This is a genomic window from Bacteroides acidifaciens (genome assembly GCF_903181435.1).
In the GTDB taxonomy this organism is placed as follows: domain Bacteria; phylum Bacteroidota; class Bacteroidia; order Bacteroidales; family Bacteroidaceae; genus Bacteroides.
The window spans coordinates 210389-231280 of the sequence record NZ_CAEUHO010000001.1 but is presented as its reverse complement, the minus strand read 5'-3'; the positions used below and the strand labels follow the sequence as shown (position 1 = coordinate 231280).

22 protein-coding genes and 1 tRNA gene are annotated in these 20892 nt (G+C 41.6%); 11 read left to right on the top strand and 12 right to left on the bottom strand.

The window, feature by feature from the left end:
- Nucleotides 1–524 precede the first annotated feature (524 nt).
- Nucleotides 525–935: a hypothetical protein gene (locus tag CLIN57ABFB40_RS00950; RefSeq protein WP_175628492.1), complete on the top strand. Its 411-nt coding sequence runs from the start codon at nt 525–527 to the stop codon at nt 933–935.
- A gap of 100 nt (nt 936–1035) precedes the next feature.
- On the opposite strand, the gene CLIN57ABFB40_RS00945 is transcribed toward CLIN57ABFB40_RS00950, so the two are convergent.
- Nucleotides 1036–1108: transfer RNA gene (locus CLIN57ABFB40_RS00945), tRNA-Arg, on the bottom strand.
- A gap of 221 nt (nt 1109–1329) precedes the next feature.
- Between CLIN57ABFB40_RS00945 and asnA the strand changes: the two genes are divergently transcribed.
- The gene (asnA, locus tag CLIN57ABFB40_RS00940; RefSeq protein ID WP_175628491.1) at nt 1330–2367 is read left to right on the top strand and encodes an aspartate--ammonia ligase; all 1038 of its coding nucleotides are present in this window, start codon (nt 1330–1332) and stop codon (nt 2365–2367) included.
- Nucleotides 2368–2372: 5 nt separating this feature from the next.
- Entirely contained in the window at nt 2373–3035 is a 663-nt protein-coding gene (gene ung / locus CLIN57ABFB40_RS00935; protein WP_175628490.1) for a uracil-DNA glycosylase, read from the top strand.
- 94 nt (nt 3036–3129) lie between these two features.
- On the opposite strand, the gene CLIN57ABFB40_RS00930 is transcribed toward ung, so the two are convergent.
- Entirely contained in the window at nt 3130–5844 is a 2715-nt protein-coding gene (locus CLIN57ABFB40_RS00930; RefSeq protein WP_175628489.1) for a putative LPS assembly protein LptD, read from the bottom strand.
- An 89-nt stretch (nt 5845–5933) separates the two neighbouring features.
- Nucleotides 5934–6470, bottom strand: coding sequence for an HDIG domain-containing metalloprotein (locus tag CLIN57ABFB40_RS00925; protein WP_175628488.1), 537 nt, complete (start codon nt 6468–6470; stop codon nt 5934–5936).
- Nucleotides 6471–6538: 68 nt separating this feature from the next.
- Here CLIN57ABFB40_RS00925 and CLIN57ABFB40_RS00920 point away from each other — a divergent pair, with 68 nt between their 5' ends.
- Nucleotides 6539–7705: an exo-beta-N-acetylmuramidase NamZ domain-containing protein gene (locus CLIN57ABFB40_RS00920; protein ID WP_175628487.1), complete on the top strand. Its 1167-nt coding sequence runs from the start codon at nt 6539–6541 to the stop codon at nt 7703–7705.
- Between the two features lie 131 nt (nt 7706–7836).
- Here the strand turns inward: CLIN57ABFB40_RS00920 and CLIN57ABFB40_RS00915 are convergent, their stop codons facing one another.
- Nucleotides 7837–9921, bottom strand: a complete 2085-nt coding sequence (locus tag CLIN57ABFB40_RS00915; RefSeq protein ID WP_175628486.1) for a BT4734/BF3469 family protein — start codon at nt 9919–9921, stop codon at nt 7837–7839.
- Nucleotides 9922–10320: 399 nt separating this feature from the next.
- Here CLIN57ABFB40_RS00915 and CLIN57ABFB40_RS00910 point away from each other — a divergent pair, with 399 nt between their 5' ends.
- The gene (locus CLIN57ABFB40_RS00910) at nt 10321–10929 is read left to right on the top strand and encodes an HU family DNA-binding protein (RefSeq protein ID WP_175628485.1); all 609 of its coding nucleotides are present in this window, start codon (nt 10321–10323) and stop codon (nt 10927–10929) included.
- Nucleotides 10930–11170: 241 nt separating this feature from the next.
- Here the strand turns inward: CLIN57ABFB40_RS00910 and CLIN57ABFB40_RS00905 are convergent, their stop codons facing one another.
- The 4 genes from CLIN57ABFB40_RS00905 to CLIN57ABFB40_RS00890 all read right to left on the bottom strand — a co-directional run bounded on the left by CLIN57ABFB40_RS00905 (nt 11171) and on the right by CLIN57ABFB40_RS00890 (nt 14050).
- A complete protein-coding gene (locus CLIN57ABFB40_RS00905; protein ID WP_175628484.1) occupies nt 11171–11908 on the bottom strand; it encodes a hypothetical protein in 738 nt (245 codons plus the stop codon).
- Nucleotides 11909–12157: 249 nt separating this feature from the next.
- Nucleotides 12158–12730 carry a Crp/Fnr family transcriptional regulator gene (locus CLIN57ABFB40_RS00900; protein ID WP_175628483.1) on the bottom strand — a complete coding sequence of 191 codons (573 nt, stop codon included), beginning with the start codon at nt 12728–12730 and terminating at the stop codon, nt 12158–12160.
- Between the two features lie 199 nt (nt 12731–12929).
- A complete protein-coding gene (locus CLIN57ABFB40_RS00895; RefSeq protein ID WP_175628349.1) occupies nt 12930–13070 on the bottom strand; it encodes a hypothetical protein in 141 nt (46 codons plus the stop codon).
- Complete coding sequence (locus tag CLIN57ABFB40_RS00890; protein WP_175628482.1) at nt 13067–14050, bottom strand: hypothetical protein; 984 nt, start codon at nt 14048–14050, stop codon at nt 13067–13069. The genes CLIN57ABFB40_RS00895 and CLIN57ABFB40_RS00890 overlap by 4 nt, the downstream gene beginning before the upstream one ends.
- 595 nt (nt 14051–14645) lie before the next feature.
- Here CLIN57ABFB40_RS00890 and CLIN57ABFB40_RS20485 point away from each other — a divergent pair.
- The 6 genes from CLIN57ABFB40_RS20485 to CLIN57ABFB40_RS00865 all read left to right on the top strand — a co-directional run bounded on the left by CLIN57ABFB40_RS20485 (nt 14646) and on the right by CLIN57ABFB40_RS00865 (nt 17628).
- Entirely contained in the window at nt 14646–14840 is a 195-nt protein-coding gene (locus CLIN57ABFB40_RS20485; protein ID WP_049129949.1) for a DUF6597 domain-containing transcriptional factor, read from the top strand.
- Nucleotides 14841–14965: 125 nt separating this feature from the next.
- On the top strand, nt 14966–15592 hold the full coding sequence (locus CLIN57ABFB40_RS00885; RefSeq protein ID WP_004315354.1) for a Type 1 glutamine amidotransferase-like domain-containing protein: 627 nt from the start codon (nt 14966–14968) through the stop codon (nt 15590–15592).
- Nucleotides 15589–16521, top strand: a complete 933-nt coding sequence (locus CLIN57ABFB40_RS00880) for a helix-turn-helix transcriptional regulator (protein ID WP_175628481.1) — start codon at nt 15589–15591, stop codon at nt 16519–16521. Before CLIN57ABFB40_RS00885 ends, CLIN57ABFB40_RS00880 begins: the two co-directional genes overlap by 4 nt.
- A gap of 31 nt (nt 16522–16552) precedes the next feature.
- Nucleotides 16553–16792 (top strand): hypothetical protein, encoded by a 240-nt coding sequence (locus tag CLIN57ABFB40_RS00875; RefSeq protein ID WP_004315356.1) that lies wholly within the window; start codon nt 16553–16555, stop codon nt 16790–16792.
- Entirely contained in the window at nt 16746–17165 is a 420-nt protein-coding gene (locus CLIN57ABFB40_RS00870; RefSeq protein WP_008770715.1) for an RteC domain-containing protein, read from the top strand. The genes CLIN57ABFB40_RS00875 and CLIN57ABFB40_RS00870 overlap by 47 nt, the downstream gene beginning before the upstream one ends.
- Before the next feature lie 130 nt (nt 17166–17295).
- A complete protein-coding gene (locus CLIN57ABFB40_RS00865) occupies nt 17296–17628 on the top strand; it encodes a helix-turn-helix domain-containing protein (protein ID WP_008997282.1) in 333 nt (110 codons plus the stop codon).
- A 52-nt stretch (nt 17629–17680) separates the two neighbouring features.
- On the opposite strand, the gene CLIN57ABFB40_RS00860 is transcribed toward CLIN57ABFB40_RS00865, so the two are convergent.
- From CLIN57ABFB40_RS00860 to CLIN57ABFB40_RS00845, 4 genes are all read right to left on the bottom strand, one after another.
- Nucleotides 17681–18400 carry a hypothetical protein gene (locus CLIN57ABFB40_RS00860; protein ID WP_103877822.1) on the bottom strand — a complete coding sequence of 240 codons (720 nt, stop codon included), beginning with the start codon at nt 18398–18400 and terminating at the stop codon, nt 17681–17683.
- 4 nt (nt 18401–18404) lie between these two features.
- Entirely contained in the window at nt 18405–19325 is a 921-nt protein-coding gene (locus CLIN57ABFB40_RS00855) for a relaxase/mobilization nuclease domain-containing protein (RefSeq protein ID WP_004315360.1), read from the bottom strand.
- Nucleotides 19291–19674 (bottom strand): MobC family plasmid mobilization relaxosome protein, encoded by a 384-nt coding sequence (locus CLIN57ABFB40_RS00850; RefSeq protein WP_004315361.1) that lies wholly within the window; start codon nt 19672–19674, stop codon nt 19291–19293. The genes CLIN57ABFB40_RS00855 and CLIN57ABFB40_RS00850 overlap by 35 nt, the downstream gene beginning before the upstream one ends.
- A 145-nt stretch (nt 19675–19819) precedes the next feature.
- Nucleotides 19820–20785 carry a toprim domain-containing protein gene (locus tag CLIN57ABFB40_RS00845; RefSeq protein ID WP_004315363.1) on the bottom strand — a complete coding sequence of 322 codons (966 nt, stop codon included), beginning with the start codon at nt 20783–20785 and terminating at the stop codon, nt 19820–19822.
- Nucleotides 20786–20892 lie beyond the last annotated feature (107 nt).

The following is a 20892-nucleotide window of genomic DNA, read 5'->3' as shown; positions in this document are numbered from 1 at the left end:
TTGGGCATAGAACCGATTTCAGTCTATGTCCAAGCTATAATTCTCAAGCTTCATAATGATAAAGCCGATAGCTCCAACAACTAGCACGACACTAGCCCATTTCTTCTTTCCTGCTTCTTCCATGATACTGACTCCAATTAGGGGATTAATATAATTATCATCAAATGCCTACTTCCACAAGGTCATAAACATAGATTTTCAATCAGCATCCATTCACCTACCCTCATCCACAAAGTTATCATTTTCTACGGAAACCCAGCTATTCAAAACAACTTATCATTCAAATTAGACCAATTTATGCAAGTAAAGTAAGAACTCGCATATTGAAACTCAAACAATGCAATACCAAAAACTCACCAATCGTCTACTTTATTATTAAGTTATATACCAACAATCTAAAACTATTTTATTTAATGTATTACTGTTGATATATAATGCAAAAGTTGTACATTTGTAGGCTTGATAAATAAATCAAGCTTAACATAGTAGATAAAGAAAAAATATAAAACCTATAAAATACAAATATGAAATTACTCAAATTATTATTCGTTGTTCTGTTATTCTCTTGTAGTGATGATTCAAAAGAGGCTTCGGAAACAGGAGATCCAAAACCTATTTTTGTAGAAATGGTAGCTAATGATGAGACGAATGTCACCGGTACTTATATTCTTGAAAAGAACAAAGAGTATGGTGTTCGGGAAGACGGTAAGTATAAGATATTATTAACCAAAAGCCAATATGAAGACAAGGAAGGAAAAGAAAAGGAAATTCTGACTTATAGCATTCTTGATGTTGCAAACAATGAATATCTCTACTTTACAGAAGAAATAGATGTAGCTAAAAGACTTGAAAGGGATTGGAAGTATTATGATACATATAATCCGGAAATCACTAACAAAAAATTAATTTGCACCTCTTCCACTAAAGAAAAATAAATCACTGTTTATACTTTCTACGGATATTAGAGAAGTATCAAACAATACATAAAGTAAAAACCGCAATACTTACTAATAAAGTAATTGCGGTTTTCTAATGTGACCCCGGTGCGATTCAAACGCACGACCTTCAGAACCGGAATCTGACGCTCTATTCACTAAGCTACGGAGCCATTCTTTTCAAATGCGATGGCAAAAGTATAAAAAAACTTCTCATTTTCCTAATGTTTCTTCTTTTTTTATACTTCTTATGTCACTTCCCCTTGCCCAAGCTCTATTATTTTGAAATGCTTTAGAGCATTTACTTTATCAATTTGACAATCTTTTAGAGAATATCCATTACATATATCAATTTTATTCCTATCTTTGCCGACAATTAACATTCAACAAACCTATGAGTTACTTGATAAAGCCTAAGAACTATAACCCGCTACTCGACCTCAAACAGACCGAGCTGGGAATCAAACAAATAAAAGAGTTCTTCCAGTTAAACTTATCATCCGAATTGCGTCTCCGACGTGTGACTGCCCCCCTGTTTGTGTTGAAAGGAATGGGTATCAATGATGACTTGAATGGAATAGAACGCCCTGTTTCTTTCCCTATCAAAGACCTGGGCGACGCACAAGCAGAAGTAGTTCATTCATTGGCTAAATGGAAAAGACTGACATTAGCCGATTACCATATCGAACCCGGTTATGGCATTTATACAGATATGAACGCCATCCGCTCCGATGAAGAACTGGGCAATCTCCACTCCCTCTATGTAGACCAATGGGACTGGGAACGTGTCATTACCAACGAAGACAGAAACATAAACTTCCTGAAGGAAATCGTAAACCGCATCTATGCAGCCATGATCCGCACGGAATATATGGTATATGAAATGTATCCTCAAATCAAGCCATGCTTGCCACAGAAGCTACACTTTATTCATTCGGAAGAGCTACGCCAGCTCTATCCCGACCTGGAACCTAAATGCCGCGAACATGCTATCTGCAAAAAATACGGAGCCGTATTTATTATAGGTATCGGTTGCAAACTAAGCGACGGCAAGAAACATGACGGACGTGCACCGGACTACGATGACTACACATCCAAAGGACTCAACGACTTGCCCGGACTGAACGGTGACCTGTTGCTGTGGGACGATGTACTGCAACGCTCCATTGAACTGTCATCCATGGGTATCCGTGTAGACAAAGAAGCCCTTCAACGTCAGTTGAAAGAAGAGAAAGAAGAGAAACGACTGGAACTTTATTTCCATAAGCGACTGATGAACGACACCCTTCCATTATCTATCGGCGGTGGTATCGGACAATCCCGCTTGTGTATGTTCTACCTGCGCAAAGCACATATTGGAGAAATACAAGCCAGTATCTGGCCCGAAGATATGCGCAAGGAATGTGAAGAACTTGAAATACATCTTATATAATTACTATGAACGTACAGATTGAAGAAAGCTGGAAGACACATCTGGCACCTGAATTCGACAAAGACTACTTTCGCACACTGACCGATTTCGTCAAAAGCGAATATAGCCAATATCAGATATTTCCACCGGGAAGACTGATATTCAATGCTTTCAATCTTTGCCCCTTCGACAAAGTGAAAGTTGTAATCATCGGACAAGATCCTTACCACGGGCCGGGACAAGCACACGGTCTCTGTTTCTCTGTGAATGACGGAGTCCCCTTCCCCCCTTCATTGGTAAACATCTTCAAAGAAATAAAAGCAGATATAGGCACTGATGCCCCCACAACAGGAAACCTGACACGCTGGGCGGAACAAGGAGTATTGTTACTCAACGCCACCTTGACCGTACGCGCCCATCAAGCAGGCTCACACCAAAACCGTGGTTGGGAAGCATTCACCGATGCTGCCATCCGCTCTTTGGCAGAAGAAAAAGAAAACCTGGTATTTATCCTGTGGGGCTCATATGCCCAAAAGAAAGGAGCATTTATCGACCGCAACAAACACCTGGTGCTTACTTCTGCCCATCCTTCTCCCCTTTCCGCCTACAACGGCTTCTTTGGAAACAAACATTTCAGCCGGGCAAACGATTATCTGAAAGCACACGGAGAAACGGAAATCACTTGGTAATTGGTAAATTGAGAATTGAGAAATAGCTGCGCTGTCACTTCATACTAAGAAATGATTGCGCAGCTATTTCTCAATTTTTAATTCTCAATTTATCCTAGTACCACTGAATATTACTTTGTGTCTGACTTCTCTGCTCATATTTCAAGTCTTGCAGAATACTTGCATTCGCACGAATCGTAACATTGTAGTACTTCCAGCGTCCGAAAGGTGAAAGGCTGGCAGACAGGTTGAAACAGTGCAAGTCACGGGAGATAGTGCAGGAAGTCTGCGTAATCTCCTTTGCCTGGAAGTCATAACCGGAGTTGAAAGACAGCGACCAATTATTGGAAATCTTCACATTTCCGTTCGCATTGATATTATGAGTATACGTATAAGGATATCTCATAGAATGACGGTTAATAGGTTTCGTCCTGTCCTCGCGGATATTGAACGAATAACTAAGACTCAATGACCAAGGCATTTTAAATACCTGATAACCATCCGGGTCTGCTTGCGCCTTTTCCACTTTCTTGGTTACAGTTCCATCTTCTCCATCGGTTCCTTCCGCATCATCATCCTCACCATCCCCTTTCTTTTTATCCTTACCTTGCTCATCCTCTTTCGGACCAAACCACTTCTTCCATGTATCATTATTGAAGGTATAATTGAAAGAAGAGCCATAGCCTTGGAAACGTCCGAAACGTCCATACGACCATTCCGTACGATTACCGGTCACCACATTACCATTCTTATCGAACGTATAAGCATATGTAGCAAACGACGCGTTCATGTTGAAAGTATAGTTCTTAGTCAGTTTCAGACGCAAGTTCATGCTCAAATCACTCCACGGCCGTTCCTTTGCAGCCATATTGTAAGACATACTTGCGCCCAATTCATCAATCAGGCTCACTTTCTTAAGCGTATCTTTCTTCGCGTCATAATACTTCATCTCCAAGTTATTGGAAATAGAGAAACTAACCGTTCCCGATCCTTCACGCGAAGGTACACCATAAGGCTGTTCGGTGAAAGGAGAGTAATATTGTGTATTGCCGTTATAATCAGTATATTCTTCCCAGTACTTACTGAACCCGGGTGCACCGCTTAAACTAACCTGCGGGGTGAATACATGACGGATCTGTATCTCCTTCTTCTTTGCAAAAAGCGGTTTATACATACCATATAACTTCGTACTCAAACTCAAGCTTGCCGAATAGTTGGATACACGATAAAAGCCATTGAGCGAATCACCCGGCAAAGCTTCCAATCTGTGAGTATCTTCATTGTATTGTTTGTTAATCTTACGAGTGTACCAGCGTTCCGTATAATTAACCGAAGGTGAAACCTGCAAATATTTGAACAGCGTAAAAGTAGCACTGATAGGAATATTATGATTCATCGCATTCTCCCACTCACTCAGTCCGGCTTTGAACAGGCGGTCGTCTTTCGTACGGATACTATTCGTCAGACGTCCGGTATAGCTAAGGGAAATCTTCTCATACCAACGTTCGGCACCAGCCGCTTTCTTACGCTTGAACGGGAACAGACGGCTTAATGTAATATTAAGGTCGGGCAATGTCACCGCAATCGAAGAGTCACGCATTGTCTGGGCTATATTGGTCGTTCCAGACAGCGTCAGACCGATATCCGGGAAACTTCGCGAGTAACTGATACTTGATGTTTTAGTATTTTGAGTCAACAACTGGGAATTATAAAGGTTGTTGATATTAGAACGTTCATAACTACTGGTTGAGAAGTTCACACTGGCAGAGAAAGTGCTGTTCGGGCTGGCCTTGGCATCCTGACGATGATTCCAAACCACCTTGAAGTCCTTAGCAACTGCATAGTCCGGCATCCCTTTATCCCCTGTCTTGGTGACCTGATAATCCGCTTGCAGCGTACCGGAGTATTTATAGCGCTTATTATAGTTTGTCAATCCGGAAAGTCTCCATGAACCTTTCGTAAAGATATCGCCCGTCATCTTCAAGTCCATTATATCACTGATGGCAAAGTAATATCCCCCTTCGGCCAAACCGAAACCACGGCTGGAGTCGTCCATATAAGTCGGCATAATGAAACCGGAAGAATAACTGCTGGAAAACGGGAAGAAGAAGAACGGAACAGCCAATGGCAAAGGGACGTCTTCCACTACCAGATAGGCGGGTCCTGTTACCACATTCTTTTTAGGACGTACTTTCGCACGCGTCAATTGCATATAAAAATGAGGATGATCATGGTGGTCGCAAGTCGTATAACGTCCATGCTCCATAAAGATTTCATCATTCGCGCCTTTCTTAGCCTTGCTACCGGTCACGTATCCTTCTCCCTGTTGGGTGACGATGTCCGTGATTCCTGCTTTCTTGGTCTTGAAATTATAACGGATAGTTTCCGTATCATAAGAAGTATCCCCCTCCTTAAATACCGGTTTGCCTTTTTCCACACCGGTGGAGTCTTTGATACCGTAGGCATGAACAGTACTGCTGTCCAGATTCATCGAAATGACCTCGGCAGCCAATTCGATATTCTGATAATTGACCTTTCCGCTACCATAAAGCGTAGCAGACCCGCCCAAAGTAAATACGGTGGAGTCGTTGGATTCATATACAACCGGTGCATCGAGCGGTTGCTTCTTCTGAACGGGTGCAACGGAATCAATGCGTACCGTAACCGTATCCGCCTTCAAAGAATCTTTCCCTTGCTGGGAGTCCTTTTGTGCAGTATTGGAGGCAATCATTCCTCTTCTTCGACGCTGAGACGTAGCCTCATCGGGAAGCATCAGTAAGACAATCAGCAGTATTAATGATATAAGTATTTTTGCTTTCAATGGCGCCATTAACTAATAGTTTACGCTTGAAGTGGCAAAAGTACACAAACTTCACCAATTATGAGCCAGAAACTTCGTTATTTAATTATTTTTTAGTGCTATAAAAACAGAGAACACCATCTGTCAAAGCGGCTTAATCCCTCTTCACCATATTTAGCAATGCTTTGCCGTGCCTTCTCCACCGTCTTCTCTTCATCCAAACGGGTTTTAGAAAAGAACTTGTCGGCAAAACAAATCAGTTGTTCTTCCATAGTGACAGGCAACATCTCACGATGAGGAATGGGAAGTTGCCGGTCAATAATCTCATGTAAGGAAAGACCTGCTCCCGTATGACGTTCGCAAACCAGCGCGTGTTGCGGGAACCCTTCAGCCCGCAAGATTTCAGCCCCCAAATATCCGTGGGCAATATAAGGATTCTCTCCAAAGCACTGAATGCCCGGAGCATCTGTCAGGAAAATACCAATATCATGCAGAAGGGCAGCTTCTTTCACAAAACTCCGGTTTAAACGTAGTTCGTGATGTGCATCCAGTATTTTCATAGCTTTTCCAGCTACAGAAAGGCTATGTATTACTAAAATCTGCCGCAGCTCTGTATTTTCCGGATAATATTTGTCAATGATTTCGTATGGATTCATGTGCTTGTTTTTTTGCTCTCTTGATGAGAAATTAATATTTTTGTGCAATATTACAAAAAATCACCGACATGAGAAATAGAACTTCCCTCATTCTTTGTTTTCTATTTATCGCGCTCTTTCCCGAGTGCGTCAGCGGCAAAGTTGCTACAGGTGCCGAACGCTTCGAACAATACCTGCCGTTTATCCGGGGGAAACGTGTCGGAATGGTTGTAAACCACACCTCTGTTGTCGGGACGGAACAGACTCACTTGCTCGATACCCTGCTAAAACAAAACATCAACGTAATCAAAGTATTTGCCCCCGAACATGGATTCCGGGGAAATGCAGATGCAGGGGAGACTGTGAAAGACGGAAAAGATTCGCGCACCGGAGTTCCCATCGTTTCCCTTTACGGCAACAACAAAAAGCCGACTGCCGCCCAACTAAAAGACATCGACGTTATCTTATTTGATATTCAGGATGTGGGAGCGCGCTTCTATACTTATATCAGTACGATGTATTATGTGATGGAAGCCTGCGCAGAAAATAACAAGGAGATGATTGTACTGGACCGTCCCAATCCATGTGATTACGTAGAAGGGCCGATACTCAAACCGGCTTATCGAAGTTTTGTCGGCATGCTTCCTATTCCAGTGCTTCACGGATGCACCATCGGCGAACTGGCACAAATGATAAATGGGGAAGGATGGATTGCCAACAAGAAAAATCCTTGCCCATTAAAAATAATCCCAATGACCGGATGGAAACACGGAGAACCTTATTCACTTCCCATAAAACCCTCTCCCAATCTACCGAATGACCAGTCCATCCGTCTGTACGCCTCGCTTTGCCCTTTCGAAGCAACCCGCGTCAGCGTAGGCCGGGGAACTACATTTCCTTTTCAAGTACTGGGGGCACCCAACAAGATATATGGAGATTTTACCTTTACTCCCCGCTCTCTCCCCGGTTTTGACAAAAATCCGATGCACAAGAATGTTGCTTGCTATGGAGAAGACCTTCGGAACGCGGACGACGTGAACGGATTTACGCTTCGCTACTTCCTGCATTTCTACCGTTTGTCCGGTGAAGGCGCAGCCTTCTTCTCCCGTGCCCGGTGGTTTGATTTACTTTTGGGCACGGATAGTGTACGTAAAGCTATCCTCAGAGGGGATTCGGAAGAGACTATCCGGAATAGCTGGCAAAAGGAATTGCAAGATTATAGGAAAATTAGAAAACAATATCTTCTCTATGAGTAAAAAACAAGTATCATACTCTCATTCTTTTCCATAAATCACTAATAGTTAAGGCTATAAGGATGATAGATAAATATTATTACCGATATCTATCATACTTGGACCATCAAAAATGGGGTATCTCTCATACTTGATTATTCCACTTCCAAAGGAACAACGTGATAATACGTACCATACGCCTTCCGTTTGGATTTCACCCCAAGCCGCTGCAAGATACGCCCGAAATAAGAAGCCTGCCTGGCGGAGAATGTCATTTTACTCGCTTTCTGAATCCGTCGCAAAATGTCGATAGCCAGCAGCCATTCGCCTTCCTCCTCTTCTTCCGCCCCACGATAATAAACCATAAACAGTTGTTCGATGGCAGGTGATTGTTCAAACTCACGGTTGTTTTCCGTCATGATAGCTTCTTCTTCGGAGTCAAACCAATAACGTTCGTTATGATAAAGCAGTTCCAACGCTTGTGCATAAAGTTGTTCATAATCAATAGGACGCGACACATCGATAGCCCCCGTCATATAGATGCCAATGAAACGTCGGCTGCCGGAAGTATCCGTCAACAAATCCCGATGATTGCTCGTGGCAATGAACGAAGCATACCGGCGAAGCTCTTCCACCGCCGAAGCATTCGGACGACGCGTGTTCACTACCGGCTTTTGCAGAATATGTTTCAGAAAAGCTTGCTGAGTAGGACTAATCTGGTCGAATTCATCCATATTGATAAGCAGAAAGCGATTCAGATACAACTCCGCATCCCGCTTCCGACTGAAATCAATGCTGTCCGTATAATAAGCCTGTAAAGCAGGCGGAAGAAGCATTCTGCAAAAAGTTGATTTCCGGTATGCCTGCGGGCCAATCAGCAAAGGCGAAGTACTGTTCGCATGCTTCTTGTCCATCCCCCTCCAATGGGCAATCATGCTTAGAAACCATCGCCGGAACAGCGGCGCCCAATGCGGATTATCACAGGGAACGCGGTTAGCCAGTTCCAAAATCCGGTCCTTACCGTCCCAGCGGGGCAAGTGATACAAAAACTCCTCTACAGGCTGATAGACAGGTACATGATCGGAATCCAGATAACGGATAACATCCCTGTCCCACATTTTCACCCCTTCATACATGGCATTCATCGTGATACTTGCTAACACCCTCTTGTCTACCGGACGAAAATAGAAATTGAAACTATTTCGTTCACGATATTCCACTTCTGTAGTCAACGTATTATATCGGAATTCATAGCGACGCTTCATAAATTCGTCCATCTGCATAGCGAAAAGTTGCTCGGTCGTCAGACTGCTCTTCTTGCCGAACCCTTTGGCGGTACGATACACGCTCTTCACAGTTTCGCGAATCAACAAGTCGTCCGAAGGGAGCCTGTAGTGCGCCTTCGTCCACCGCACGGTATCTTCTTCGGGGATACCCGCCCGAAAACAATGTCCTGCCAGACATACCAGCAACGGTTGCATATCTTCTTCTCCCCGATACCCGTCCAATTCATCGAGTGCCCGATTGAATGCGGCTGAGAAAAGTACCGACAACGCTTCATAATTCTCATACCCGGGCGCCATTCGCTGCAAAGGCGAATCGGTTTCCCGCATTCGTTTGATAAAAGTCGTTTCGGACGGAAGGCTGACGGGCTGCTTCATGTAAATGGGCATCGCTTCCGGATTGAAATAAAGTTCGGGATCGTATGTCAGCCGGCAATATTGTTCGAGCGACGGCTCTTTCAGTTCAATATCAAAAGGTAGTTGCGGCTGATAATATTTCACAGCCATTTGATAAGCATGTGCATGGAAAAGCTCCGCCTGCTCGCGCGAAGCCGGCAAGTGGTCGTCCGGATAGGTGAACCGCACCCATATCTTTACTGATTTGCCCGAGGAGCCGGTGAAGGCAAGGAATGTTTGCGGAAGTTCTTTGACCAGTCCCTTTACCTCGTCGGCTTCCGTCCTTCCCGAAAGATTATTGACTTCCATCATCACTACACCATTATATTCATTCAAGGTCATCACCCCTTCTTTACGGACAAAAGCTGCGGCAGGCATCATTTTAGGAACTTTACGCACCTCTTCAATCGAATTTCCCGGAAGGGTATACCTCAACGCTTCCCTCATTTTGGAGACGGGCTGTGCCTTGACTTCCGTTTTCATCTGCTCCAGAAGGAGCTCTATTTTCAACGTCCGTAAGGTATTTACCTTGCCATCGTCTCTGATTAATGTTATTTTCATCTTTTTTTATTATTCTTTCTACTGATAAGGAAAGCTTTACTACGGTCAGGCAAAGGTACGACAAGTACTTCGTCCGGACAAATTTCCCCGCCTTTATTTGATACGTTACATGCCTTTATTTTATAAAAATAATACTTACTAAATTTGCGAATAAAGGCAGGATAATGTATCTTTGCAGGCAGTAAGACTTCAGCCCGCAGATGTGTGCCGTACAGCTCACATTTGCGGGCTGTACAGTTTACAGGTGCGGGCTCTACAGCCCACGAACGTATGCCCAAGAAAAGCTGCTGATTCAAGTTGATTATCCAGGCTGCAATTGTAGGTTATCTTGCTACATAACAACAATTAAAATGCCTATTATAAGGTATTTTAACCACATTAACCCATAATTAAAAAGACATGTACGCAAAGTATGATTTTCGCAAAAAGCCGTCTTCGAAAGAAGACGAAGACGAACAGCCGTTGTATCCCCGCATCGTTTCGAACGGAACCATCGACTTTCAACAAATTGTAAAAGAGATTGCTCAGGCTTCCAGTTTTACGCCGGCAGACATTCAAGGAGTCCAGCTGGCTATTGAAAATAAAATATCCGAATATTTAGTCAGCGGACATCATGTCCAGTTGGGAAACCTTGGATATTTTTCAGCCAAGTTAAAAGCACGTCCGGTGATGGATGCCAAAGAGATACATGCACAGTCCATTTATTTCGATAATGTAAATTTTCGTCCATCATCTTCTTTCCGAAAGAAGGTTCGCGGATTTGTGGAAAAAGCGAAGTCGGGATTTGCACATTCCGCCAAAATTCCGGTGGAAGAACGTCGGCGCAGGCTGGAGAAGTTTCTGGATGAACGACCGATGATACGACGCAAGGAATATACGCAACTCACGGGACTACTGAAGAACAAAGCGCTGAATGAATTGAACGGCTGGGTGAAAGAAGGAGTGCTGGATACCATTGGGAGCGGCAGCCATAAAATTTATGTGCGGGGCAATACCATGAAGGATTAAGCAATAAAATAAGAATGATAGATACGCGTTTTTTACGAAGAAAATATGATAGATACCGGATTTTAAAAGTATCTATCATACTTATTCATCAGATAATAAACGCATTAGCAAAAGAGTGAGAGCAATGAGAGTTATTTTAATCGTATGTAGAATAAGGTTATCACAGGGCAACCGCAACAAAATTCAAAAGTCTCTATCATGTATGCACATAGCATTTATATATTTGGTTCATGCAACCAGTTTACTGCTTCTGTAAAATTGCCCAACTTTCCTGAACAACAATCGTATCACCGACCGGTACATGGTTCAGGAAGTCCGTATTAAGCATGTTGCACGTTGATTCTACATAGTAGCTCTTGTTATCATGCCGCAAATATCGTCCGTGCACATAAGTCAAGAAAGGTAAAACGAATTGTCCGTTCTGCTCTAATAAAGCAAAATTTATCCTGCCGGGCATGTAGCTAATGGAAGTGTTCACATAATGCGATTCTGTACTGATTTTCTTTACCTTATCTCTTTCGAAAAATTCTGTTATGCTCGTTATGGGTACATCCATAGCCGACTTCCCTTTACTTACTATAAACAGATTACTGTACTTAAATACGGATGCGCCATAAGGTGCATCAGGGTCTATCCCAGAATCTGACAGCAGGTTTGTCTGTACAACAGCCTCATCCGGATGAAATGTTATATCCAGATAATTTTCATCACCAATAGGGCGTGAGGAACTATCAAAAGAAAAGAACCCTGCATAATCCATAGGATCATATTGTGAATCCGACTTAGATATTCCTGACAGGAACTTCTTGATCTTCGCCTCATCAGTAACTTCCCCTTTGGATGTGTACATACGAACTTTACCAAGAGTTACAGTTGAAGGCAACTTATAACTACCTTCCGGCACAATTTTTTTTTCTTCTTCATTCAGGCAACTCGATACGATAATGCCAATGAATAACATCACAAGAACTTTTTTCATAACTGATAACTTTTTATATTTATTGGTAAACTAAAATTGAGATACCATAAAAATAATCTTCCTCATTTTTAATATTTCAATCAATTTATCTTATCTTCCACATATCCACTTTCTTTAACAATATCATTCGCCTTTTTCAGAAACTCTGAGCATTTAATAGATTCCATCATAGTGAATTTATATAATTGATAACGCAAAGATAAAATGCAGACAACAAAAAAAGCTTGACCAAAATCAAGGCTTTACCAATTAATCATCTTTTAACATTCTTGTACGCATTCGGCTTAGGGCTTCAGGAGTGATGCCCAAGTATGAGGCAACATTACGCAATGTAGTTCGTTCCAATATATCCGGCACACGTGAAAGCAATTGTAGATAACACTGTTCAGGAGATTGACAACGCATGGAGACTGTTTTACGAAGTATTTCAAAGGCAATGACTTCTACAAAACGTGTCGCTGATATTTTAAAATCGGAAATAGTAAGCAAAGCGCTAAGTTCTTTGATGTTAATACAAAAAAGCTCGGAGGCTTCTATTGCCTGAATGTCATAGAGAGACCTGTTACCGGTTTGCCAAGCCAGATAACTACCAATCAATTCACCGTCAAATGCAAAACTCAGAACTTGTTCCTTTCCTTTATAATCATAACAACAGTATTTCAAACCACCTTTCACGACATAGGCTATTAATGAGTTGGGACTGTTAGCACGACAAAAATATTGATTTTTTTTAAGCAGTTGCCGATGACCATATTCTTGTATCATTTTCTGAATAAGCGTAATTTCTGTCTTCAAGATATTGTTTATTGCAAGATCCGGCATAGTGTTAAGGATTTTAAATTAGTATTTTGAAATGTCCGTTTTATCCACAATGAGTCTTTATTTTGTTATACCCGGACAAGGATTTTCCTCTTGAATATATCGCGAACGACCATCACAAAAGACTCCACAGCTGAGGAGAGACTTCACACGCAAAGATAACAAAAGAGAATCTGTTACAAAATAAAACTAATGTAAAAGATTACTTTCGTGTTATTATAATATCATCAAAGCAGAGTTCCAATGACTGATTATCAGGTTTGTACTCCGTCCAATCTTTCGGATCGCCACTTTCGTTGTCTACCATTAAATGATAATAAGATAACTCTATTATATCTTTCATGCTTTCCACTCGGTTAGTATTGAATTAAAATCTTCAAGCATCAAGTCGAAGTCATAATCCAGCTTCTTCTTTTTTAGCTTGTCAGTTACGTGGCTTAAAGCAAACAGAATATATTCACTTAGCTTTAACTTCTGTTCGGAATGACTTAATTCGCTGAATTCTTTTTCTAGGTTTATTCCGATTCTGATTTTTCCGCTATCTGCCTTGAATGGTCCAAATTCAAAACGATTGCGAAGGAAATATCCATTCTTCTCAATTTCTTGCTCGGTAAACATAGTGAGCAGTGTCGGATAGAAATCTGTTTGTTTCAATTTCAACTTTTCATCAGCAATGACATAGTTCGTTTTACAATGTGCATGGTCATAATAGCTATATGAACAGTTTATTATCATTTGATTAATAGCCCGCCCGTATTTTTCAGGACGCATCCTTCTATTCAGCTCCGATTGCAGTTCTTTGTCAACACTCTCGATCACCGCCTTCGAGTTTTCATAACAATTACTAATTATTCGCTTTATCCAAACCGGATTTTTAGGAATCCAGTTTCTTTGACTTTCCAGACTTATATCCTGTATGTCTTCTTTCACCTCATATTCCCAAGACACAGATTGTTTTTGAGCCGGATCGTCAGGACTGAAACAGTAGCTTGTCCTCCCCTGTTCCATAGTAAAACCGTTGGTTCTTCTCGACCAAACGGCATCAACAAAACGAGTTTCTCCAAATTTATTTTGAAAACAAGTCGTGGGATTTCCATTAAAGAATTGTCCTCTCAATGCTTCAAGAGCTTCGTGATTTCCCCAACCGATAATAGCCAAACTCTCACAAAGGCGAACGGCTTTATTCCACTCTTCCGCATTTTTATAATCCGCATATTTCAGAAACTCGGCAAACAAACGTTCGCGCAACTGTTCTATTTCTGATTGGGACTGCAAAAATTCTTCCAACTCTCTTAAGTCTTCTATTTCAAATATTTCCTCCATCACTTCTTCTTTTCAACTCCAACTAAATGATTATAAAATCGTCGAACGCCTATACCGTATAACAAAAACTATACTATTATAAATCAAATATTTACGCTTTAATTTTCAATTCATTTTTTCTCTTCTTCCACAACTGCCACGAATTGATAATATTCTGCCACACATTATACATACAGCATAATATAGCTCTGATTATCAAAGTAAAAGCCCACCTATTACTAATAGTGGGTAACAAAATAGTAACAAAAAAAACGAAGAAATCGCTTTGCGGTGGGCTTCATGTGCAAAGGTAACAAAAGCTCTCTAACCATAAAAGCAAAACTGGCGAAAAGAAGAATACTGTTTTTCTTTTCGCCAGCATATATAATTTGCTGTCAATAGAAATTAGTTTAGTCCGTTTTGGATATATAGACAAAAACACAAACTAAACTTGTGTTTATAATAACTTTTTCAACTTATCTATGACATATCTTCCAATGCAGAGAACTTTGAATGATTTAGGTAACAGATATTTGGATGTTTTAATTAGAATGTCCCTTTTTTACACCTAATATCTATCTAAGAAATCTTACTTTTGTTTGATAATTAAAACAGAATGGAGAAAATTCAAGTAATACAACCTACCAAATTGCTCGCTCCTTATATAAAGCAATATTGGCTTTTAAGGATAGATGATGTAAAGCAAGGCTTTCAACGTTCTATCCCGGCAGGTTGTGTAGCACTTGTTTTTCATAAAGGGAACAAAATTATTTCTTCTTTTCATAAGGGAACGCAGCCACATTACAAATAGGGTAAATTTCAATAATGGATTGTTTTGATGAAAAAAACTCTTCAATATTTAGACTTACTGACATAGGGCTGTCATAGAAGACGCTATCTTTGTATCAAAAAGTATTCAACTTAATATTATAGAATATGAAAAGATTATTTTTATGCTCATCATTTGCTGATGTTGCTAATCTATTTGTCGATTGTGCCAAAGAAGATTTGCAAGGGAAAATTATAGCTTTTATACCAACTGCAAGCCTTACAGAACCAATACGATTCTATGTAAAAAAGGGGAAAAAGGCTTTAGAAGAAGCAGGAATGATTGTTGAAGAAGTCGAGATTACCCAACTGCCCAAAGAGGAAATATCTTCTATATTACATAAATGCGATTATATCTACATAACAGGTGGAAATACATTTTTCCTTTTGCAAGAGTTAAAAAGAAAAGGTGTTGATAAAATTATATCTAAACAAGTGAAATTGGGTAAACTGTATATTGGGGAATCTGCCGGAGCAATAATAGCCTCTCCCGATGCAGAATATATGAGAAGTGTGAATTTTGATCCAATAGAAAAGGCTCCTGAATTGAAAGACTGTACTTCTTTAGATTTGGTCGATTTTTATACGATTCCCCATTATGGAAATTTTCCATTCAAGAAAAAAGGTGAAAAGATAGTTCAACTATATAATGAGAAGTTGCAGCTTATTCCTATAAGTAATAAACAAGCTGTTATTATTGAAGATTCAAATATTCAAATTAAAGATGCAAAATGAATAGAATAGACCGTATTTCTGCTATATTGATTCAGTTACAATCGCACTCGTTAGTGAAAGCACAGCAAATTTCAGAACGTTTTAATATAAGCATTCGCACTGTATATCGAGATATAAGAACATTGGAAGAGGCAGGCATTCCTATCATAGGAAATCCCGGTATTGGTTATTCACTTGCAGAAGGATTCAAATTATCTCCTCTAATGTTTACTCAAAAAGAGGCTTTGTCCTTTTTGATTGCAGAGAAATTAGTACATGAACTAACTGATTCAAATAGCAACGAACATTATAAGTCTGGAATAGAAAAGATTAGGTCTGTCATGCGTTTTGCAGACAAAAATATGTTAGAAACAATGGAAAAGTGCATGTCTGTATTGGATACTTATAAATCATCGACCTATAAACCTGATATTCTTTTACTTATTTTACAAAGTATATACCAAAAAAGAATTATTGAAATATCTTATTTGGGAAGTAATGCGTTAAGTGTTTCAGAACGAAAGATTGAAGCTGTTGGAATTTTCTTTTCGAGAACTAACTGGTATCTAATAGGCTTTTATCTTCCCAAAGAAATCTATCTTACATTTCGGATAGATAGAATTCAAAAAATGCACATTCTTAATGAATTACAATCACGGGAGCATCCTCCTTTGGAAAAATTCATACGCGAGTTTTACAGTAAAGAAAAATTACATGAAATCGTTATAAGAATAGAAAAGAATAAAACCTCCATAATGAATGATGATAAATATTATTACGGATTAACATCTGAGAAAGAGATAGGGGATATGTTTGAACTTCATTTTCTAACATTTTCAATCAGTAAGTTTGCACATTGGTATCTGTCTTTTGCAGATAGTGCAACTATAATAAGACCAGATTCTTTAAAATATGAAGTTAAAAATATTATCAATAACATTTCTATTTGATTGCTGTCAAATAGTATTTTTAATCGACTCAATGAAAAAAATATTCGACCAAAGATTTTTCCGCTTATTGTCGGAATGCTCACAACGTAAAGTGTCTGCATCTGAATTTGCAGAAGCTATCGAAGAATTGGCGACCCATGTAGCCAATTTTAGTATCAATGAGCAGGATTACAACGTTTTACTACGTTATTTTTCCTTTGGTTTGCACCGTCTTAAATCGTATCGTGTACGGTTTGAGCAAGAAAAAAATGCCCCATCTGCATCTAATTGATGAAGCGATAGGACTTTTGAACACTGAAATACGCCTTATCGAGTGGCGCATCAAATACCCGGAACAGCTACAGCAACGTATCAACAAACAGCCCCTTTCCCCTCTCTATCTCGCAGACAAGACAACCCTTATCAACATCATGGAAATGGTAAGCGGTCTGTTCCTCTCCAAAAACATCGTGTATCAGAACGGCAAGCCCGCCTACTTGGTGGACTTGGCGAAAGCCTTTGAATGGCTGTTCAACATCAAGATAGGCGACTGTTACCAAAAACATGAGGACGTGATAAAACGAAAGCCGGGCAAACTGACCGGGTTTCTTAATGGATTGGTAGAACTTATCAAAAAGGAACATGACAAGAAAGGATATAGATAATCAGTGACTTATGATTTATTTATAGGGGATTCCATTAGTTCCCCCGTAATTTCTTTGCGCCTATTTTCTGAACTTTGCTTCATCAATTGATTGACAGACAAGAATGTATAATCAGAAAAATGAAGCAATCATGTATATAGACAATGACGATTTCAGCGTATGGATGCAGAAGCTGTACGCCAAGCTGGAAGAACTCTGCAAGGATGTACGGGTACTACGCAATGCGGACAAGGTACTACCCGAAGATGACAACCTATTGGATAATCAAGACTTGTGTTTATTATTCAAAGTAAGTATCAAAACTCTGCAACGCTACCGGGCTATCGGTGCGCTGCCTTACTTCACTATCAGCGGAAAAGTGTATTACAAGGCTTCCGATGTCCGGGAGTTTATTAAAGAACGGTTCAGCGTCACCACGCTACGCCAGTTCGAGAAAGAACACTGTACGAAGAAAAAGAAGTGAATCTGAAAAGCCGGAACGGTGAATGTACTTCATCTGTTCCGACTTTCCCTGCTTATGGCTTACCCAACTTATCGGCTTCTTTCTTTAGCTGTTCGGCTTGCTCATTCAACAGCCTTGCACGTTCCAGTGCTTCTGCCTGCTTTTGGATGCGATATTCAAAATCCATCACTGAATCGGTCAAACTTCGGATAAAACCGTTATCCCGTTGCCACTTGAACTTGTTTTCCAGCATATCAAAAGTTTCCCCGTCTGCCTGTCCTTGCATCAGCAAATAGCGGTATTTCATATCGTTGTCCTGCAACTGCTGCATACGTTCAGCCAAACGGACATTCAAGAATATGGAAACGGAACAGACGACCAGCACTGCCGAAAAAACAAACAATCCCGGACGAATCCAAGAAGTGACCTTGTTGTAAATCCGTTGATAGAACGGTAAGGGCGTAGCTTCCTCTTTATCCGTCTTGCAAGAGCCCAAAGTATCAATCATTACCTTGAAACAACGGTAAGTTTCCAATGTTATTTTCTTGGTGTCCTCTATGTTCTTCTGCTGACCTTGCATCCTGCTCCTTATGTCGTCAAGTTGGCTTTGAATAACCCGCAACTTTTCTTCGGGAACAGCCGAATTACTGTGCAGTTCCGACAACGCTTGTTCGATTGCTCCCAGCCGTTCGAGAGTTTCCTCCCGACTGGCTGGCGTTGCCTGTGCTTCCTGCTTCTCTTTCAGTTCCGTAACCATAGAGAGAAGCCCCTCTAAAATCAAATTATCTTCCATGTCTTTACAGTTTAAGTTGTTTTTTCTTTTTCTTCTTCTTTCTCAAATTAAAATTAGGTTCTTCATCCACTGGGGGAGAAGAAGCGGAAAACAGACCGAGCGAACCAGTTATCAACGGACTGTCAGCCTTGCCCGGTGCAAGTGCTTGCTCCCGAACGGGCGCGAAAGTTGTTTGCCGTTGGCTTCCGGCAACATTCATTCCTGCATACCCGAAACATTTGTCCAGTTTGGAAAAACTGAAACTCCGGTCTATCTCCGAACCCTTGAACGTGTATTCACCTTTGGAAAAGGATATGCCCTGTATCTCGTCGGTCTGTCCCTTTCGTTTGAACCGGACGGTAATACCCTTTTCTGCTAACCGCTCCTGTAACTGCTGCCAGTTACGGGATTTGCCGATTTCGTTCTTCACAGCCGTGTAAATCTCGTATTTCGACTTGTCCGGCTCTTTCAGTCGGTGCTGCTTTACCTGTTCTTTTCCACCAGCGAAATAAAGCCCGTGTTTGGCTTTCAGCTTCTTGCATACCTGTTCGTTACGGTACATATCGTTCCTGTCCGAAATGGTCTTGCCGTTATTGTCTATGCGGTTGAACACGATATGCACGTGCGGATGTTCCCGGTCTTGATGACGCACGATGATATACTGCGTATCGGTGATTTTCATTTCACGCATATACTCCTGCGCAAGTTGTACCATCTTCCCGTCTGTCAATTTGGGCGCATCCACTGTCGAATAACTTAACGCAATATGTCCGACAGGCTTCTTCAAATCGGGATTCATCCCGGTCTGCATACAGAAGCTGCGGATTATATCACCCCGACTTTCAGTCAGAACCCCGTCCGCATGAAGCAAAACCGCCTGCTCCTTGCCAAGCACATAGTTCACACAGCCCTTAAAACCGCTTCCCTTTTTTATTTTTCCAATCATCCGACAAATGGTTTATGATTCCAATAATCCTGTTTTTGAGCTTCACCAGTTCCACCGCCACCAGTGCGAAACCTCCGGCATTCGCCCGGTGCGCCAACTGGTTGATGTTGTTGGCTTCCCCTGCCAGTTTGCGGATGGTGTCCGCATCCTGCCTGTTCAGCCGGGGTATGACCTCTGCCGAAACAACCGCCTGCCTTACATACTCACTGACACGCAACCCGGCTTCCCCGGCTCGCTTCCTGATGGCGTAATACTGCAACTCGGTCAGTTTCGTACTGACAACCCGTTGCTGCTTCTCTATCCGTTTCTTTGCCGGACGTCCCCCCGGCTTGTCCTTTATACTCGTCATGGTTTTTTACGTTTGAATGGTGTCTTAAAAATTGCGACCAACGGGAGAAATTTTCTTTGCGGTGAGCAAAGCAAGGTAGTTTCGGTTTACCGAAACATAACCTTGCTCTCCAAATAAACCGCCAGCCGTTGATAGTCCTGCCGGATTAAATGCCCCTGCCTCTCTTTTGTCTTGAGGCGGCACGTTGTCCGGTTTCCTGCTTCGTTTCCTGCACTTGGCTGGCTTCGTTTTTCTGTTCCTGCTTCCTGCCGCACAGATAATCGTTCAAGTCCGAATATCCCCTATAATTGTGCGAGAAGTCACGCACACGGTAGGAGTATTCCAATTCGATAGCCCGTGTCGCTTCATATCCAGCCTTGTCATTGTCAAGCATACAGTGGATGCGTTCATACGGGTACAGCACGTCAATGGCTTTCGGCACGTTGACAGTCGAATTAAGAATGACATAGTCCTGTCTGTCAAGGTCGGGCATGGTCGGGCAGTTCTTCATCCGGAGCGTGAGGAAAGAAAGATAGTCCATAAACCCCTCGAATACCAAACACTTCTCTCTCGGCTCTCCCTGCTGCCGTATATGGGTGATGTCTTTCGGGGCAATGCAGCCTTTGAAAAAGGAATTGCGAACCTCGTAACCTCCTGCCATGTTCGGGAAACCGATAGCAAAGAACGGTCTGCCGTTATTGGTAAAATGGAGTTCCTTACATTCTCTTTTTGCCAGTTCGACATTGATACCCCGTCCCTGCAAATAACGGAGCAATGCCGGATGGATAAGGTCACGGACTTCCAAATGCTGGAAGCTCGGTTCTGTCCTACGCTGGGGAAAAGAAAAACTGACCGGACGGACGTGCGGTGTCTGTTCCGCTATCCGGTTTAAAAGGTATGGCAAGCTGTCTGAACAATAGAGTTCCTTTGCCAGTGCGATGATGTTGCCGCCCTTGCCTGCGCCAAAGTCATACCAAAGGTTGCGGTCAGTGTTCACCTTGAAAGACGGTTCGTGTTCCTCCCTTAACGGTGATTTGTACCATAAACCGTTACCCTGCTGCTTGACAGGAGAGTAACCTAAACTGTGCAGATAGTCTGCGATGGGTATTTGTTTCACATCTTCGATGTTCATAACATTTTCTTTTTGGGGATTAAAAAATAGTTGAAAAGTGCACCAGTCCTGTTTAGTCCGTTATATATACACCCGTACCATACTAAACCTGCCTGTTCCGATACTGG

Coding starts and splice junctions, on each gene's coding strand:
- CLIN57ABFB40_RS00950 (WP_175628492.1), top strand. CDS start 525: ATGAAATTACTCAAATTATTATTCGTTGTTCTGTTATTCTCTTGTAGT.
- asnA (WP_175628491.1), top strand. CDS start 1,330: ATGAGTTACTTGATAAAGCCTAAGAACTATAACCCGCTACTCGACCTC.
- ung (WP_175628490.1), top strand. CDS start 2,373: ATGAACGTACAGATTGAAGAAAGCTGGAAGACACATCTGGCACCTGAA.
- CLIN57ABFB40_RS00930 (WP_175628489.1), bottom strand. CDS start 5,844: ATGGCGCCATTGAAAGCAAAAATACTTATATCATTAATACTGCTGATT.
- CLIN57ABFB40_RS00925 (WP_175628488.1), bottom strand. CDS start 6,470: ATGAATCCATACGAAATCATTGACAAATATTATCCGGAAAATACAGAG.
- CLIN57ABFB40_RS00920 (WP_175628487.1), top strand. CDS start 6,539: ATGAGAAATAGAACTTCCCTCATTCTTTGTTTTCTATTTATCGCGCTC.
- CLIN57ABFB40_RS00915 (WP_175628486.1), bottom strand. CDS start 9,921: ATGAAAATAACATTAATCAGAGACGATGGCAAGGTAAATACCTTACGG.
- CLIN57ABFB40_RS00910 (WP_175628485.1), top strand. CDS start 10,321: ATGTACGCAAAGTATGATTTTCGCAAAAAGCCGTCTTCGAAAGAAGAC.
- CLIN57ABFB40_RS00905 (WP_175628484.1), bottom strand. CDS start 11,908: ATGAAAAAAGTTCTTGTGATGTTATTCATTGGCATTATCGTATCGAGT.
- CLIN57ABFB40_RS00900 (WP_175628483.1), bottom strand. CDS start 12,730: ATGCCGGATCTTGCAATAAACAATATCTTGAAGACAGAAATTACGCTT.
- CLIN57ABFB40_RS00895 (WP_175628349.1), bottom strand. CDS start 13,070: ATGAAAGATATAATAGAGTTATCTTATTATCATTTAATGGTAGACAAC.
- CLIN57ABFB40_RS00890 (WP_175628482.1), bottom strand. CDS start 14,050: ATGGAGGAAATATTTGAAATAGAAGACTTAAGAGAGTTGGAAGAATTT.
- CLIN57ABFB40_RS20485 (WP_049129949.1), top strand. CDS start 14,646: ATGGAGAAAATTCAAGTAATACAACCTACCAAATTGCTCGCTCCTTAT.
- CLIN57ABFB40_RS00885 (WP_004315354.1), top strand. CDS start 14,966: ATGAAAAGATTATTTTTATGCTCATCATTTGCTGATGTTGCTAATCTA.
- CLIN57ABFB40_RS00880 (WP_175628481.1), top strand. CDS start 15,589: ATGAATAGAATAGACCGTATTTCTGCTATATTGATTCAGTTACAATCG.
- CLIN57ABFB40_RS00875 (WP_004315356.1), top strand. CDS start 16,553: ATGAAAAAAATATTCGACCAAAGATTTTTCCGCTTATTGTCGGAATGC.
- CLIN57ABFB40_RS00865 (WP_008997282.1), top strand. CDS start 17,296: ATGTATATAGACAATGACGATTTCAGCGTATGGATGCAGAAGCTGTAC.
- CLIN57ABFB40_RS00860 (WP_103877822.1), bottom strand. CDS start 18,400: ATGGAAGATAATTTGATTTTAGAGGGGCTTCTCTCTATGGTTACGGAA.
- CLIN57ABFB40_RS00855 (WP_004315360.1), bottom strand. CDS start 19,325: ATGATTGGAAAAATAAAAAAGGGAAGCGGTTTTAAGGGCTGTGTGAAC.
- CLIN57ABFB40_RS00850 (WP_004315361.1), bottom strand. CDS start 19,674: ATGACGAGTATAAAGGACAAGCCGGGGGGACGTCCGGCAAAGAAACGG.
- CLIN57ABFB40_RS00845 (WP_004315363.1), bottom strand. CDS start 20,785: ATGAACATCGAAGATGTGAAACAAATACCCATCGCAGACTATCTGCAC.